The organism is Stenotrophomonas sp. 86428_Sma (genome assembly GCF_056481585.1).
The window spans coordinates 2539680-2553087 of record NZ_CM151156.1 but is presented as its reverse complement, the minus strand read 5'-3'; the positions used below and the strand labels follow the sequence as shown (position 1 = coordinate 2553087).

The window sequence follows — 13408 nt, the reverse complement described above, 5'->3', positions numbered from 1 at the left end:
CCCGGAATGCAACATCACGTCCCCCTCCACGGGCCTACCGCAGCAACGGTGTGCTGCCTAGGCTGATCGCACACGGCACAAGCCGTGTTCCGGGCCCACCGCTTGCGCAGTGGCCCGTCTTCCCATGAACCCTGCAGCGCTGGCCTGCCAGGCATCCGTGCCCTGGCAACGCCACGCCCTGCGCCGTGGGAAAGCGCCCGGAATCGTTCGCGCCAGCCTTGCATCGCTGCCCGCCCAATGCCCCTTCGTGGAGATCCCTCATGTTCAGTCTGGAAAACACCGCCGCGCCCATTGCCCCCGCCCTCGATGAACTGGTGCCCTCGCGCTACGCCCTCAAGGTGGGCGACGTCGAAGTGCTGGTGATCAGCGATGGCGTCCTGCCGTTGCCCACCCAGATGCTCGGCCACAACGTTCCGGCCGCCGACCGTGCCGAATGGTTCGAAGAGATGTACCTGCCGCAGGATGCCTTCGACTGGGCATTGAACGTGATGGTGGTGCACAGCGGTGATCGCACCATCCTCATCGATGCCGGCCTGGGCATGGACCCGGACCTGCAGCTGCCGCGCGCCGGCCAGTTGATCCGCCGCCTCGGGGCCGCCGGTATCAACCTGGGCGAAATCACCGATGTGGTGATCACCCACATGCACATGGACCACGTCGGCGGGCTGCTGGTTGAAGGCGTGAAGGAACAGCTGCGCCCGGACCTGAAGATCCACGTGGCCGCGGCGGAGGTGGAGTTCTGGAAGTCGCCGGACTTCAGCCGCACCAACATGCCGCAAGGGTTCCCCGATGCGCTGCGCGCCACGGCCAAGCACTTCTGGGCCGAGTACAGCAGCTATGTGCACACCTTCCAGGACGAACAGCAGATCGCGCCGGGCGTGACGGCCCGCCGCACCGGAGGGCATACCCCGGGCCACTGCGTGGTGCGCGTGGCGTCTGCCGGGCAGGCGCTGACCTTCGCCGGTGACGCGGTGTTCGCGGTCGGCTTCGACCAGCCGAACTGGCACAACGGCTTCGAGCACGATCCGGAGGAATCCGCGCGCGTCCGCATCGCCCTGCTGAAGGACCTGGCAGGCACCGGCGAAATGCTGGTGGCCACGCATCTTCCGTTCCCGTCAGTGGGCCGGGTGTCGCTGGAGGGCGAGACCTTCCGCTGGGTGCCGGTGTTCTGGGACTTCTGATCGGGTCCTGCGGCCGTTGCGCAGGCAGGCGTTCACGACCGGGGCGCATCGGCGCCCCGGTCGAATCCCGCAAGAACGAGGTCGCAATGGATGCCATCCACGCGGGGCGCGGATCTACTGGATGGAGGTGGGTAGTGCCAGCCGCTGCAGCTTGTGCGGGTTGCGCTGAACCAGGATCTGCGTGATCCGTTCGCCATCGGTCTCGAAAGCCATCGCCGCTTCCAGCTCACCATCGAAATAGCGCAGCAGTCCCAGCCGTCCGTTGAGCATGGCCGGCACCATCCGCAATTGCGCGCTGCGCCGCAGGTGCGGGGCATACAGCAGCTGGGCAATGCGTGCGCCCCCGACCATCGGCTTGGGGAAGCTGGTGACGATGCCGCCGCCGTCACCCACCAGCTCGGCCGACTCGGCCATCAGCGCCTTCATCGTGCGGAAATCGCCGCTGGATACAGCCTCGGCGAAACGGCGCAGCAGTTTCTGGTGCACCTCCTGCGGGACGTTGTAGCGCGGGCGCTCCTGCCTGAGCTGCAGGCGTGCGCGATGCACGATCTGCCGGCAGGCGGCTTCTGTCTTGTCCAGGGTGCGCGCGACCACCGCGTAGTCCTGATCGAACACGTCGTGCAGCAGGAAGGCCGCACGCGCATCCGGCGCCAACCGCTCCAGCACGCTGAGGAAGGCGACCGACAGATCGCTGGCGGTTTCCAGCACATATTCAGGCGTGCTGGTGTCATCGGTCAGCAGCGGCTCGGGCAACCACATGCCGACATAGTGTTCGCGCGTATGCCGTGCCAGGCGCAGGCCATCAATGGCGCGACGGGTGGTGGTGGCCACCAGCCAGGCTTCGGGATTCTCGATCTGTGACGGGTCGGCGCCATGCCAGCGCAGCCAGACATCCTGCACCACGTCCTCGGCTTCGTGCGAAGACCCAAGCATGCGGTAGGCCACGCCGAACAGGCGCGGGCGGAGGCGGGAGAACAGCGCAGTGGAATCGTCCATGCCAGCGTAGACGGGACAGGTCCCCGGATTGTGACATCCGGGGACCTGTCCTTGGTGCCAGCGCCGGACGTGCGATCAGTGCGGCGGCAGAACCGCCGGCGTGCCGATGTCCTTGATCAGGAACACCACGAACTTCGCCGGCTCGGTAGCGCTGGCGTTACGGCCCACGGTGTGCAGATCGGCCGGACCTTCATGGAAGGCCTCGCCCGGGCCGAGGGTGACTTCCTTGCCGCCGGCCACGCCCATCACGATCCGTCCTTCCAGGACATAGACGAAGCCATGGGCATCGTGGCGATGCACCGGATCGGCGCCACCCGGCGGGTATTCCACGGTAAGGATCAGCGCTTCCTTGCCGGGCTGCTCCGGCAGGGCGCGGGTCATCACCTCGTGCACCAGGGGCTCGGGCGCAGCAGGGGGCGGGGTGGCGGCAGCGCTGCACAGTGGCAGCAGCGCAAGCAGGGCCAGAACAGAACGACGCATGGCAGGTCTCCAGTGCGGTAGGGGAGGGCCGCTGCATGGGGCAGCGGCGGAACGATCAGGCCAGGCCGGCCTTGTCCAGGCCAAAGGCCGCGTCCAGGGTGCCGGGCGTGGTACGGAAGGCGACGTTGGCGCGGTTCCAGGCGTTGATCGCCATCACCGCGTGGGTCAGGTCGACGATCTCCTGCTCGGACAGCTGGCCGCGCACACGCGCGTACAGCTCGTCGGGCACACCCTGCGCCGGCAGTTGAGTCAGCGCCTCGGTCCAGGCCAGGCAGGCGCGCTCGCGCGGGCTGAACAGCGTCGATTCACGCCATGCCGCCAGGTGATGCAGGCGCAGCGGGCGCTCGCCGCGCAGGGTGGCCTCCTTCACGTGCATGTCCAGGCAGAAACCGCAGCCGTTGAGCTGCGATGCACGGATGTTGACCAGATCGATGATGGCCGCTTCGATCGAGGCGGTATGGGCGGCATGCGAGTACAGGCCGAGCTTCTTGAACAGTTCCGGCGATTGCGCGGCGTAATCCAGACGTGCGGTCATGGCGTGTTCCTGTAGCGAGTGAAGGACACAGCGAGGCTAGGCCTGCGACCGCACTGCCGGTAGGCCGGGGCCGGGCCGCATGCTGTTGCATGAAAAACACCAATGGCCTGTCACAGCGGCCGATGCTCGGCCGTCTGCCGGGCATGGACACCTCAACGCACCTGCGCACCGCATTCCGCCCTGCCAGTGAGCAGGTCTGGCAGACCTTCCTGGCTGCACTGCGCGAATTGCCGCCCGATGCACGTGCGGTGCTGTTGCTGCACGACGTGCTGGGCGCCGGGTTCGAGGACATCGTGCCCCTGCTGGGGCTCGACCTTTCCGCGTGCAGACAGCGCCTGGCGCTGGCGCGGAACCACCTGCACGCACACCGTGCCCGCCTGGAGCCAGGCCGCCCATGAACACCGCACAGCCCAGCCCGGCCAGCGACGGCCACGATGCGCTCAATGCATCCTTCTCCACCAGCTACGCCGGCGTGCTGGCCTTCATTGCAGTGGCGGCCGAGGGCAGTTTCGCCCGCGCGGCCGACCGCCTCGGCATCGGCCGTTCGGCCGTCAGCCGCAGCGTGCAGAAGCTGGAAAGCCAGCTGGGCGTGCGGTTGTTCCTGCGCACCACGCGTTCGACCACGCTGACCCGCGAAGGCGAGCTGTTCCTGGAAGGCTGCAACCCAGGCGTGAACTGCATCCTGCAGGCGCTGGAGGAAATGCGCGACCTGCGCGAGGGCCCGCCGCGCGGGCACCTGCGCATCAGTGCCAGCCACGGCTTCGGCCGGCGGGTGATCGCCCCCCTACTGGCCGCCTTCCGCGCCGAGTACCCGCATGTCTCGGTAGAACTGCTGTTGGACGAGCAGGCCCCCGACCTGGCTGGTGACCGCATCGACGTAGCGTTTCGCGACGGCCTGCTGGAAGACAGCCAGGTGATCGCCAAGCAGCTGGTGCCGATGCAGCTGGTCGTGTGTGCATCTCCGGCGTACGTACAGGCGCATGGTCTGCCGGCGTCGGTGGATGCGCTGTCCACCCATGCCTGCATCGGGCGGCGCCTGCCGGGCGGACGCATGCAGCCCTGGGAATTCCGGGTCGACGGCACCGATGTGCACCTGCATCCGCCGGCCGCACTGGTATTCAACGATGCCGATCTGGCCCTGCAGGCCGTCATCGACGGGCTGGGCATCGCCCAGCTGCCCAGCTATCAGGTGCGTGAAGCGCTGTGGGCGGGCAGGGTGGTGACCTGCCTGGATCGGCATGCGCCGCTCGATCGCGGCCACTACCTGTGCTACCTCAGCCGCCGCCAGCTTCCCAAGCGCGTGCGGGCCTTCATCGACTTCAGCACGCAGCGGGTGCGCGCGCTCGAGCTGGATGTGATCTCGCATTGGGAAGCGCGCCAACAGGCCACGCCCATGAAGCCAGGCGCACAGCCGGCCTGGGCCTGAAGCATTGGTGCGTGCCGGGCAACAGTGCGCGCCCCAGCGCGGACCTACTGCCCCGCGCCCACGCTGCCTACGATTCCAGCATGCCCGGCCACAGCCGGTCGCCCCTTCTACATTCCAGGAGACACGTCATGAAATTCCTCGTCATCGGTGGTACCGGCCGCATCGGCAGCAAGGTGGTGGAGCGCCTGCGCACCGCCGGGCATGACATCGTGGTGGCAGCGCCCTCCACTGGGGTGGATGTTCTGACCGGCGAAGGCTTGGACGCCGCCATGAAAGGCGTCGACGTGGTGGTGGACCTGGCCAACTCGCCCTCGTTCGAAGACGCGGCAGTGCTTTCGTTCTTCGTGACCGCTGGCCACAACATCCTGACCGCCGCCGCCCGTGCCGGCGTACGCCACCACGTTGCGCTTTCCGTCGTAGGCACCGACAAGCTTGCGGCCAGCGGCTACTTCCGCGGCAAGATCGCCCAGGAGCGCCTGATCCGCGATTCGGGCCTGCCGTACACCATCATCCATTCCACGCAGTTCTTCGAGTTCCTGCCGGGCATCATCCAGTCCGCCGGCAATGGGGCGACCCTGCGCTTACCCGTCGCCGACGTTCAGCCGATTGCCGCCGAGGATGTTGCCGAAGCGGTGGCACGCATCGCGCAGCAGCCACCCCGCAATGACGTAGTGGAAATTGCGGGCCCCCAGCGCGCCGCGATGGCGGATCTGGCCAGGCAGTATCTGCAGCGGACCGGCGACCCGCGGCAGGTCGTGGCAGACGCCGAGTCCCTGTACTTCGGTGCGCCGCTGCAGATTGATACGCTGGTGCCGGTGGGGCAGGCGTGGCTGGGGCAGGTCGGCTTCGAAGCCTGGCTGCAGCAGTCCGGCCTGTTGCAGCGGCAGCCCGCCTGAGCGACGAATCGATCGCCTGCCAATGACCGAGCTGAAGCCACCTTCGCCCGCCATGCTGGACCGCTACCAGGGCGACGACGTGCAGCCGCTGTACACCGGCCGCGTGCGGGTGACCGGCGGCCAGGCCCAGCACGGGCGCGCGTCCGGCGTGGTGCGATCGGACGACGGTGCACTGGCGGTGGACCTGCGGCTGCCGCAGGAACTCGGAGGGCCTGGCGGCGGATCGAATCCCGAGCAGCTATTGGCCGCAAGCTACGCCGGTTGCTTCCACGGCGCCATGGTGCTGGTGGCCGAGCGTGCCGGCCTGCTGCTGCACAACCCCAGCGTCGAAGTGGCGGTCACCTTCGCCCGTGACCCGGCAGATGGGCTGTACCTGCTGTCTGCCGAGATCGTGGTCCATCTTCCCGGCATGGATGCGAACCTGGCCTGCGAACTGGTGCGCAACACCGAACGCGTCTGCCCGTACGCCAAGATGTTCCATCGTGGCATCAGCCATGTGGTGCATGTGCGAGTCGGCCCGCAGGCTCCGCCACTGTAGAGTCGAGCCATGCTCGACTATTGCCCTGACGTCCGCTTCCGGCCAACGGATGCCCTCCTGATGTAAATACGGCTAAGCTGCGGATCGTCCACGCGTGGAAACGCCAGATCCCCTCAAGAGGCTGCCATGGAACCGCACTATCAGCTGCTGGCGAGCGTGCTCATGGGGGTGTTTGTCTTCCTGTTCTTTCTTGCACGTGACTACTTCAAGAGCCTCGGCTGGATGCTCGGCCCGTTCGACCCCAATCTAGGGTATCCCTCTGCAGCCAAGCTCATCTCAGCAGCCAACAAGACCATGCTCGTGATTGGGGCGCTCCTGTTGATCTGGGCCTTCATCGGGCCTTCTCCGTACCGCAGGAACTGGGAACTCGAGGCCATGGGCCTGGCCCTGGGGGCGTTGGCCTGCTATGTGCTGCTCATCCTTCTGGCGTCTTCCCGCAGTCGATCCACACGGCAATGAATCCAGCATCACGCACGGCCGTGGCAGCTCGCCCGGACCACAGCGGTTGCTGACCACCGACGCAGCACCGTATCCGAGCGCCGCATGGCGCAGTTCCGCAGACAGGCCCATGGCGCGCCGTGGGCCTGTCTGGGCGGCTTTACCTGGGCATCAATACGCTGTCCACCAGGCGCACGTTTGCCAGAGGCGGCGTTGAAGATGACCGGCCAGCAGGCTCGGCCGACGATGCCGGCACACCCTGGACAGGCTTCACAGATCTGTACTACCCAGCCGGGCATAGTGCCCCTTGGGTAGTCTGAGCGCGTCCATCCAGCCACGGGGTTTCCCCGAACGCCAGGAGGTCACTGTGCCAAGTTGGGACGAAGGAATGAAGTTGACGCGTCGCCAGGTGATCGCCGGCGGCGCCACGACCATGGCGATGTCCGCCGCACCGGGGGCGTCATCGCTCGCCGCCGAACTGGCGGCATCCCCGCCGCCCAGGCCGCCGGTCATCAGCTCGGTGGCGTTGACCGTCAACGGCACGCATCGTGAGCTCGAGCTGGACACCCGCACGACGCTGCTCGACGCCCTGCGCGAACATCTGAAACTGACCGGCACCAAGAAGGGCTGCGACCACGGTCAGTGCGGTGCCTGTACCGTGCTGGTCAACGGTGAACGCATCAATGCCTGCCTCAGTCTGGCGGTGCAGCACCAGGGCGATGCCATCACTACCATCGAAGGCCTCGGAACCCCTGATGACCTGCATCCGATGCAGGCCGCCTTCATCAAGCATGACGGTTACCAGTGCGGGTACTGCACGCCGGGGCAGATCTGTTCGGCGGTGGCGGTACTGGACGAGATCAAGCGCGGCGTCCCCAGCCATGCGCAGGCCGATGTCAGCGCACGGCCCCAGGCCACCAACATAGAGATGCGCGAACGCATGAGCGGCAACCTCTGCCGCTGCGGCGCCTATTCCAACATTGCCGAGGCGATGCAAGAGGTCGCTGGCGCGGCCCCTGGAAGGGGGCGCTCATGAAGGTCTTCAGTTACGAGCGCGCGAAGTCTCCTGCCGAGGCCGCCAAGGCCGTCGCCGGCACCGAGGGCGCGAAGTTCCTGGCGGGAGGAACCAACCTGCTCGACCTGATGAAGCTGGAGGTCGAGACGCCAGCGCACCTGGTCGACGTGCAGGACATCGGCCTGGACAGGATCGAACCCACCGACGAGGGCGGCCTGCGCATCGGCACGCTGGTCACCAATACCGCGCTGGCCTCGCATGAGCGCGTGCGCCGCGACTACAGCGTGCTGACCCGCGCGATCGTGGCAGGCGCGTCCGGGCAGCTGCGCAACAAAGCCACCACCGGCGGCAACCTGCTGCAGCGCACCCGCTGCCCGTACTTCTACGACCCCCATCTGCCCTGCAACAAGCGCCTGCCCGGATCAGGCTGCGGCGCGCTCGAAGGGTTCTCCCGGCAGATGGGCGTGATCGGCACCTCGGACAGCTGCATCGCGACCTATCCGGGTGATATGGCGGTGGCGCTGCGCGTGCTGGACGCCTCGATCCAGACCGTCAAGGGCGATGGCAGCACGCGCAGCATTCCGATTGCCAATTTCCATCGTTCCCCTGGCGACACGCCGCAGCAGGACAATGTGCTGCAGCGCGGTGAGCTGATCACCCACGTCACGCTGCCGGAGCCGCTGGGCGGCCGGCACGTGTACCACAAGGTGCGTGACCGCGCGTCCTATGCGTTCGCACTGGTGTCGGTCGCCGCGGTCGTGCAGCGTGACGGCTCGGCGCGGTTCGCGTTCGGCGGGGTCGCACCGAAGCCGTGGCGCATCGAAGCAGCCGAACCCCTGCTGCGCGACAGCGTCAAGGCTGCGACCCGGCAGGTGTTCGCTGGTGCCCGTCCAACGCAGGAGAACGCGTTCAAGATCGCGCTCGCCGAGCGCACCCTCGCAGCCGTTCTGGCCGAAGGAGGGCGCTGATGCCCCTCGAATTCAACGCCCCCGCCGGCGACAACCTGTTCGACAAGGCCAAGGTGGTCGGCAAGTCGACGCCGCGCATCGACGGCCCACGCAAGACCACTGGCACCGCCCCCTATGCCTACGAGCGCCATGACGTGGCGCCGAACCAGGTCTACGGCTATATCGTGGGCGCGGGCATCGGCAAGGGGCGCATCATCTCGATGGATGCCTCCCGCGCACGTGCCGCCCCCGGCGTGCTGGCGGTGATCACCGCACCGGAGACCAAACCGGTCGGCACATCCAACTGGAACAATGCGCCACTGTTCGGCGGGCCCGAGGTCGCCCATTACCACCAGGCCATTGCCTGCGTGGTGGCAGAGACCTTCGAGCAGGCCCGCGCCGTTGCGGCGTTGATCCGCACCCGCTACGAGCGCGGCAAGGGGCGCTTCGATTTCCCAGCGCTGGCGCCGTCCGCGCCGCTGGCAAAGGGGCGCGGTGGCAAGCCCGACCGGCAGACGCTCGGCGATTTCGACACCGCCTACGCGAGCGCGGCGGTTAAGCTCGACGAGACCTACCACACAGCCGACGAAAGTCATTCGATGATGGAGCCGCACGCCACCATCGCCGCATGGGAAGGCGACACGCTCACCCTGTGGACCTCGAATCAGATGATCGACTGGGCCAGGCAGGGCATGGCCGCGATCCTCGGTATCGATGCTGGCAATGTGCGCGTGGACTCGCCCTATATCGGCGGCGGCTTCGGCGGCAAGCTGTTCATCCGCGCCGATGCGGTGCTGGCTGCACTGGCCGCCAGGCAGGTCGGGCGGCCGGTGAAGATCGCGCTGCAACGCCCGTTGATGCCCAACAACACCACGCACCGGCACGCGACCATCCAACGCGTCCGGATCGGTTGCGCGAAAGACGGCAGGATCTCCGCCATCGCCCATGAGAACTGGTCGGGCAATATCAACGGCGAGGACGGCGAGAACGGCACCCTGCAGACGCCCAAGCTCTATGCAGGCGCCAACCGCCTGGTGGCCAACTACATCGCCACGCTCGACATGCCCGAAGGCAATGCGATGCGCGCGCCGGGCGAAGCACCGGGCCACATGGCGCTGGAAGTGGCGATGGACGAAATGGCCGAGAAGCTGGGCCTCGACCCGATCGCGTTCCGCATCCTCAACGAACCCGAGGTCGTGCCCGGTGATCCGTCCAAGAAGTTCTCCGACCGCAACCTGGTGCGCTGCCTGCGCGAGGGCGCGGAACGCTTCAACTGGAACAAGCGCAACGCCAAGCCGGCGCAGGTAAGGGACGGGCACTGGCTGGTCGGCATGGGCGTGTCCGCGGGCTATCGCGGCGCACCGACGATGAAGTCGGCGGCGCGGGTCCGGCTTGACGGCCAGGGCGGGGTGATCGTGGAAACCGACATGACCGACATCGGCACCGGCTCCTACACGATCATCGCGCAGACGGCAGCCGAGACCATGGGCGTGCCGCTGGACCGGGTCCAGGTGACCCTCGGCGACTCGCGTCATCCCGCCTCAGCCGGTTCCGGTGGCCAGTGGGGCGCGGCAAGCTCCACCGCAGGCGTGTACGCGGCGTGCGTCAGTCTGCGCCGCAAGGTGGGCGAGAAACTGGGCTTCGACGGCGATACGGCAGACTTCGCCAATGGCCGTATCCAGGCGGGTGGGCGGACCATCGACCTAGCCGAAGCGGGCACACTGTCGGCAGAGGACGGCATTGCCTTCGGCAACTTCAAGCAGGGCTACGATGTCGGCACCTATGCAGCGCATTTCTGCGAGGTCGCCGTGCATGCCTACACCGGAGAGACGCGCATCCGCAGGATGCTTGCCGTATGCGATGGCGGCCGGATCCTCAACCCGCTGTCCGCACGCAGCCAGGTCATCGGCGGCATGGTGATGGGTGCGGGCGCGACCCTGATGGAGGAACTGGTGGTCGACAAGCGGCTTGGCTTGTTCATCAACCACGACCTTGCGGGCTACGAGGTTCCCGTGCACGCCGACATTCCGTACCAGGAAGTGGTCTTCCTCGACACGCTGGATCCGGTGATCTCGCCAATGAAGGCCAAGGGCGTGGGTGAGCTGGGCATCTGCGGGGTCGGCGCTGCGATCGCCAATGCGGTCTACAACGCCACCGGTGTGCGCGTGCGCAACTATCCCATCACCCTGGACAAGCTGTTGCCCGGCTTGCCCGACGTAGGCTGACCGTTGCGCATGGACCGACCCGTGGCCTCACCCGTCCTGGAGACCTCCGCGGCAGGCGGAGGGGAGCCCGGCGATCTTGCCGGGCACCTATCCACAGCGCCGGGCTTCCTCACCGAAGGCAGCCCGCGCGGCGTCCTCGAGACGGCCTTGTCGCGCGTGCGCGCGGGGAAGCACGCCGTGCTCGCACTGGTGCTGGAAACCGATGGCTCCACCTACGCCGGTGCCGGCGACATGGTGCTGTTCTGCAACGGCAGCCAGGTCGGCTGGCTCAGCGGCGGATGCCTGGAGCCCGAGCTCGCGCGACGCGCGGAGCAGGTGAGCGCGGCGGGGCAGGTCGACTGGATCGAGATCGACACCCGCAGTGACGACGACCTGTTGAGTGGGTCCGCGCTCGGCTGCCGCGGCCGGCTTCGGATTGCGCTTCTGCCATTGCGTGCCATGTCCGGCATCGACGACGTGATCGAGGCTTGGTTGCGCGACGGCGTGTCACTCCAGCGCGACCTTCGCACGTCGGGGCAGATCGCTTTCCGCGCCGGCAATTGCGAGCAGGCATGGCAGCTGCATCCGATGGACGGGGCGCAGCCCTTTGGCGAGGGCGCATGGCGTTTGCCGTTGCCCCGGCTTCCACGGGCTTTGGTGCTGGGTGGCGGTCCAGAAACGCCCTTCCTGGTTCCGTTGCTGCGGGGACTGGGATGGCGGGTCAGCGTGGCCGAACGACGAGCTCGCTGGTCCTCAGCGGGGCAGGGCGCGGATGCACAGCTCCAGGTGCGCCCGGCCGAGGCCCTCTATGCCGACGCGTGCGACGCGGTGCTGGTGATGCACCACGATTTCGAACTGGACCGGGAGGCGCTGGTGGCCTTGGCCGATACCGAGGTTGCCTTCATTGGGCTGCTGGGGCCCCGGCGAAGGCGCGAGGACCTGTTCAAGCTGCTGACTCCGGATCAGCGCCACCGCCTGTCCCCGAGACTTCGATCGCCGGTCGGCCTCAACATCGGCGGCCGAGGGCCGGAGGCGATTTCGCTCAGCATCGCCGCGCAGCTGCAGCAATGGCGAAGCACCGCCGGCACATGACGGCCGCGCATGCAGTCGTCGTGCTTGCTGCGGGCGGGAGCACCCGACTCGGCCAGCCCAAGCAGCTTCTGACCCGGCAGGGCGAGGGCCTTGTACATCGCGTAGTGCGGTTGTCCTTGGAGCTCGCGCCATCGCAGGTGTTGGTGGTGGTGGGCGCGAACGCACAGGCCGTGACATCCAGCATTTCCGGACTGGATGCGACTCCGGTAACCAACCACCACTGGGAAAGCGGCCTGGCCAGCAGCCTGCAGGTCGCAGGCACACACCTGCTGCCCACGGTGGCCGCCGTGATGGTCGTGGCATGCGACCAGCCCGCGATCGAGCACTCCCATCTGCAGGCGTTGCTTTTGGGTGCCCGCGCCTCGGCATCAGGGTGCGCGGGCACTTGTCACGGAAACGCGCTTGGCATTCCTGCAGTAGTGCCGCGTGCATGGTTCAACGCTGCGGGCGCAACCGGTGACCGCGGCTTCGGAGCGCGCTTGAGGCAGCTTCCCATCGATGCCGTGCATGCCCTTCAAGCGCCGGAGCTGGCCCTGGATATCGACACGCCAGAAGATCTCGCGCGTGCTCGCCTTGCGGGCTGGATCGATGCTGAGTGAGTCGCACCCTCGAGCGCTTGCGCAATGACGTTGCCGCCAACCTCGGCGTGCTGGCGGCTGCCGCTGGTGTTGCACTGGCCGGGAGCGGCTGGCCGGACATCGCAGCGGGTGCAGTGATTGCGCTGTGGTTCCTCCGATCTGCGCTGAACGTGATGGGCCAGGCGTGGCCGGCGTGGCGTGCAGCGGTGAAGTCGTCAGGCGAGCGGGGCACAGGTTGAGCGCCGCCGTACCTTTCCAATACCCGCTGCCGGACCTGCTCAGATAGCTCTGGCTCGGCTAGGATGATGCCGCCGGCATGCGCGCCGGCGGGGCAGGGGACGCAATGGACATGCAGGCAGGGGGCGGAGTCGATTCGCCGGACCAGACGAAGCAGCAGGAACTGACCTTCCGTTGGCTTTACCAGCGGGTACAGCGGCTGGCTCAGCACAGCATCTACCCCAAGGCCGGCCGGCTGGAGAGGTGGTCGTTGCGCGTGGGCGCGCTGGCGGCCGCCATCGGCATTCTCGGCAGCCAGCTGCCTGATCGATGGCTTCCGCTTACGGCCGCGCTGCTTCTGGTCAGGGTGTGCCTGGCGGTGGAGATCGGAGGCTTTGTCATCGGCGGATTTCTCGCGGCCCGCCGCGGAATCCGCCAGTTCGTGCAGCCACGGCTGTCGCACGCGCAGGAAATGGACGGCGAGTTTGCCCAGTGGCAAGCGGTGATCGCCGAGCTTCGAGGATTCCCCAGGGTCGAGCGTGAGCGCCGCCTCAAGTACGTCACCCACCTGCGCACAAGCATGATCGAGCGCATGGGGCTGATCTACGGCGGCCTGCAACGCCTCGGGCCATTTCCGCTGCTGATCGCCCTCTACCTGCAGTTTCGGCAGTGGAAATGGGGCGACTGGAGCAGCGCTTTTGACGTCGGCCAGCTGGGCGCATTCCTCATCTACGCGCTCGTACTGCTCTACCTCACAGGATGGCTGTTGACCGGCCTGCGCACGCGCCTGGACACCTACGTCGCACTTCTCGAAGGCTCCATACAAGAGCCCGAACCGGCCGAGACCGCGCACCTGTAAAGCCGAG

The 13408-nt window shown here is 67.3% G+C and carries 16 protein-coding genes; 13 read left to right on the top strand and 3 right to left on the bottom strand.

What is annotated here, in order from left to right; genetic code table 11:
• Positions 1-260: 260 nt before the first annotated feature.
• Positions 261-1181, top strand: a complete 921-nt coding sequence (locus tag ACZK3J_RS11750; protein ID WP_049463386.1) for an MBL fold metallo-hydrolase — start codon at positions 261-263, stop codon at positions 1179-1181.
• A gap of 114 nt (positions 1182-1295) precedes the next feature.
• On the opposite strand, the gene ACZK3J_RS11745 is transcribed toward ACZK3J_RS11750, so the two are convergent.
• From ACZK3J_RS11745 to ACZK3J_RS11735, 3 genes are all read right to left on the bottom strand, one after another.
• A complete protein-coding gene (locus tag ACZK3J_RS11745; protein WP_049422314.1) occupies positions 1296-2177 on the bottom strand; it encodes an RNA polymerase sigma-70 factor in 882 nt (293 codons plus the stop codon).
• A gap of 75 nt (positions 2178-2252) precedes the next feature.
• Entirely contained in the window at positions 2253-2657 is a 405-nt protein-coding gene (locus tag ACZK3J_RS11740; protein WP_049463384.1) for a cupin domain-containing protein, read from the bottom strand.
• A gap of 55 nt (positions 2658-2712) precedes the next feature.
• A complete protein-coding gene (locus tag ACZK3J_RS11735) occupies positions 2713-3192 on the bottom strand; it encodes a carboxymuconolactone decarboxylase family protein (protein ID WP_049463383.1) in 480 nt (159 codons plus the stop codon).
• 89 nt (positions 3193-3281) lie between these two features.
• Between ACZK3J_RS11735 and ACZK3J_RS11730 the strand changes: the two genes are divergently transcribed.
• The 12 genes from ACZK3J_RS11730 to ACZK3J_RS11675 all read left to right on the top strand — a co-directional run bounded on the left by ACZK3J_RS11730 (position 3282) and on the right by ACZK3J_RS11675 (position 13401).
• Complete coding sequence (locus ACZK3J_RS11730; protein WP_087922603.1) at positions 3282-3590, top strand: sigma factor-like helix-turn-helix DNA-binding protein; 309 nt, start codon at positions 3282-3284, stop codon at positions 3588-3590.
• Entirely contained in the window at positions 3587-4618 is a 1032-nt protein-coding gene (locus ACZK3J_RS11725) for a LysR family transcriptional regulator (RefSeq protein WP_478475823.1), read from the top strand. Before ACZK3J_RS11730 ends, ACZK3J_RS11725 begins: the two co-directional genes overlap by 4 nt.
• Before the next feature lie 128 nt (positions 4619-4746).
• A complete protein-coding gene (locus ACZK3J_RS11720) occupies positions 4747-5514 on the top strand; it encodes an SDR family oxidoreductase (RefSeq protein WP_049463381.1) in 768 nt (255 codons plus the stop codon).
• A gap of 22 nt (positions 5515-5536) precedes the next feature.
• Positions 5537-6052 (top strand): Ohr family peroxiredoxin, encoded by a 516-nt coding sequence (locus ACZK3J_RS11715; protein WP_478475822.1) that lies wholly within the window; start codon positions 5537-5539, stop codon positions 6050-6052.
• Positions 6053-6178: 126 nt separating this feature from the next.
• Positions 6179-6511 carry a hypothetical protein gene (locus ACZK3J_RS11710; protein ID WP_032127302.1) on the top strand — a complete coding sequence of 111 codons (333 nt, stop codon included), beginning with the start codon at positions 6179-6181 and terminating at the stop codon, positions 6509-6511.
• Positions 6512-6878: 367 nt separating this feature from the next.
• Entirely contained in the window at positions 6879-7526 is a 648-nt protein-coding gene (gene paoA, locus ACZK3J_RS11705; protein WP_478476980.1) for an aldehyde dehydrogenase iron-sulfur subunit PaoA, read from the top strand.
• Complete coding sequence (locus ACZK3J_RS11700; protein ID WP_478475821.1) at positions 7523-8473, top strand: FAD binding domain-containing protein; 951 nt, start codon at positions 7523-7525, stop codon at positions 8471-8473. The genes paoA and ACZK3J_RS11700 overlap by 4 nt, the downstream gene beginning before the upstream one ends.
• Positions 8473-10677 carry an aldehyde oxidoreductase molybdenum-binding subunit PaoC gene (gene paoC, locus ACZK3J_RS11695; RefSeq protein ID WP_478475820.1) on the top strand — a complete coding sequence of 735 codons (2205 nt, stop codon included), beginning with the start codon at positions 8473-8475 and terminating at the stop codon, positions 10675-10677. Before ACZK3J_RS11700 ends, paoC begins: the two co-directional genes overlap by 1 nt.
• 9 nt (positions 10678-10686) lie before the next feature.
• Positions 10687-11748, top strand: a complete 1062-nt coding sequence (locus ACZK3J_RS11690; RefSeq protein WP_478475819.1) for an XdhC family protein — start codon at positions 10687-10689, stop codon at positions 11746-11748.
• Positions 11724-12347: a nucleotidyltransferase family protein gene (locus tag ACZK3J_RS11685; RefSeq protein ID WP_049463374.1), complete on the top strand. Its 624-nt coding sequence runs from the start codon at positions 11724-11726 to the stop codon at positions 12345-12347. Before ACZK3J_RS11690 ends, ACZK3J_RS11685 begins: the two co-directional genes overlap by 25 nt.
• Positions 12344-12565, top strand: coding sequence for a hypothetical protein (locus ACZK3J_RS11680; protein WP_049463373.1), 222 nt, complete (start codon positions 12344-12346; stop codon positions 12563-12565). Before ACZK3J_RS11685 ends, ACZK3J_RS11680 begins: the two co-directional genes overlap by 4 nt.
• A 104-nt stretch (positions 12566-12669) precedes the next feature.
• Entirely contained in the window at positions 12670-13401 is a 732-nt protein-coding gene (locus ACZK3J_RS11675) for a hypothetical protein (protein ID WP_049463452.1), read from the top strand.
• The last annotated feature ends 7 nt before the right edge of the window (positions 13402-13408 follow it).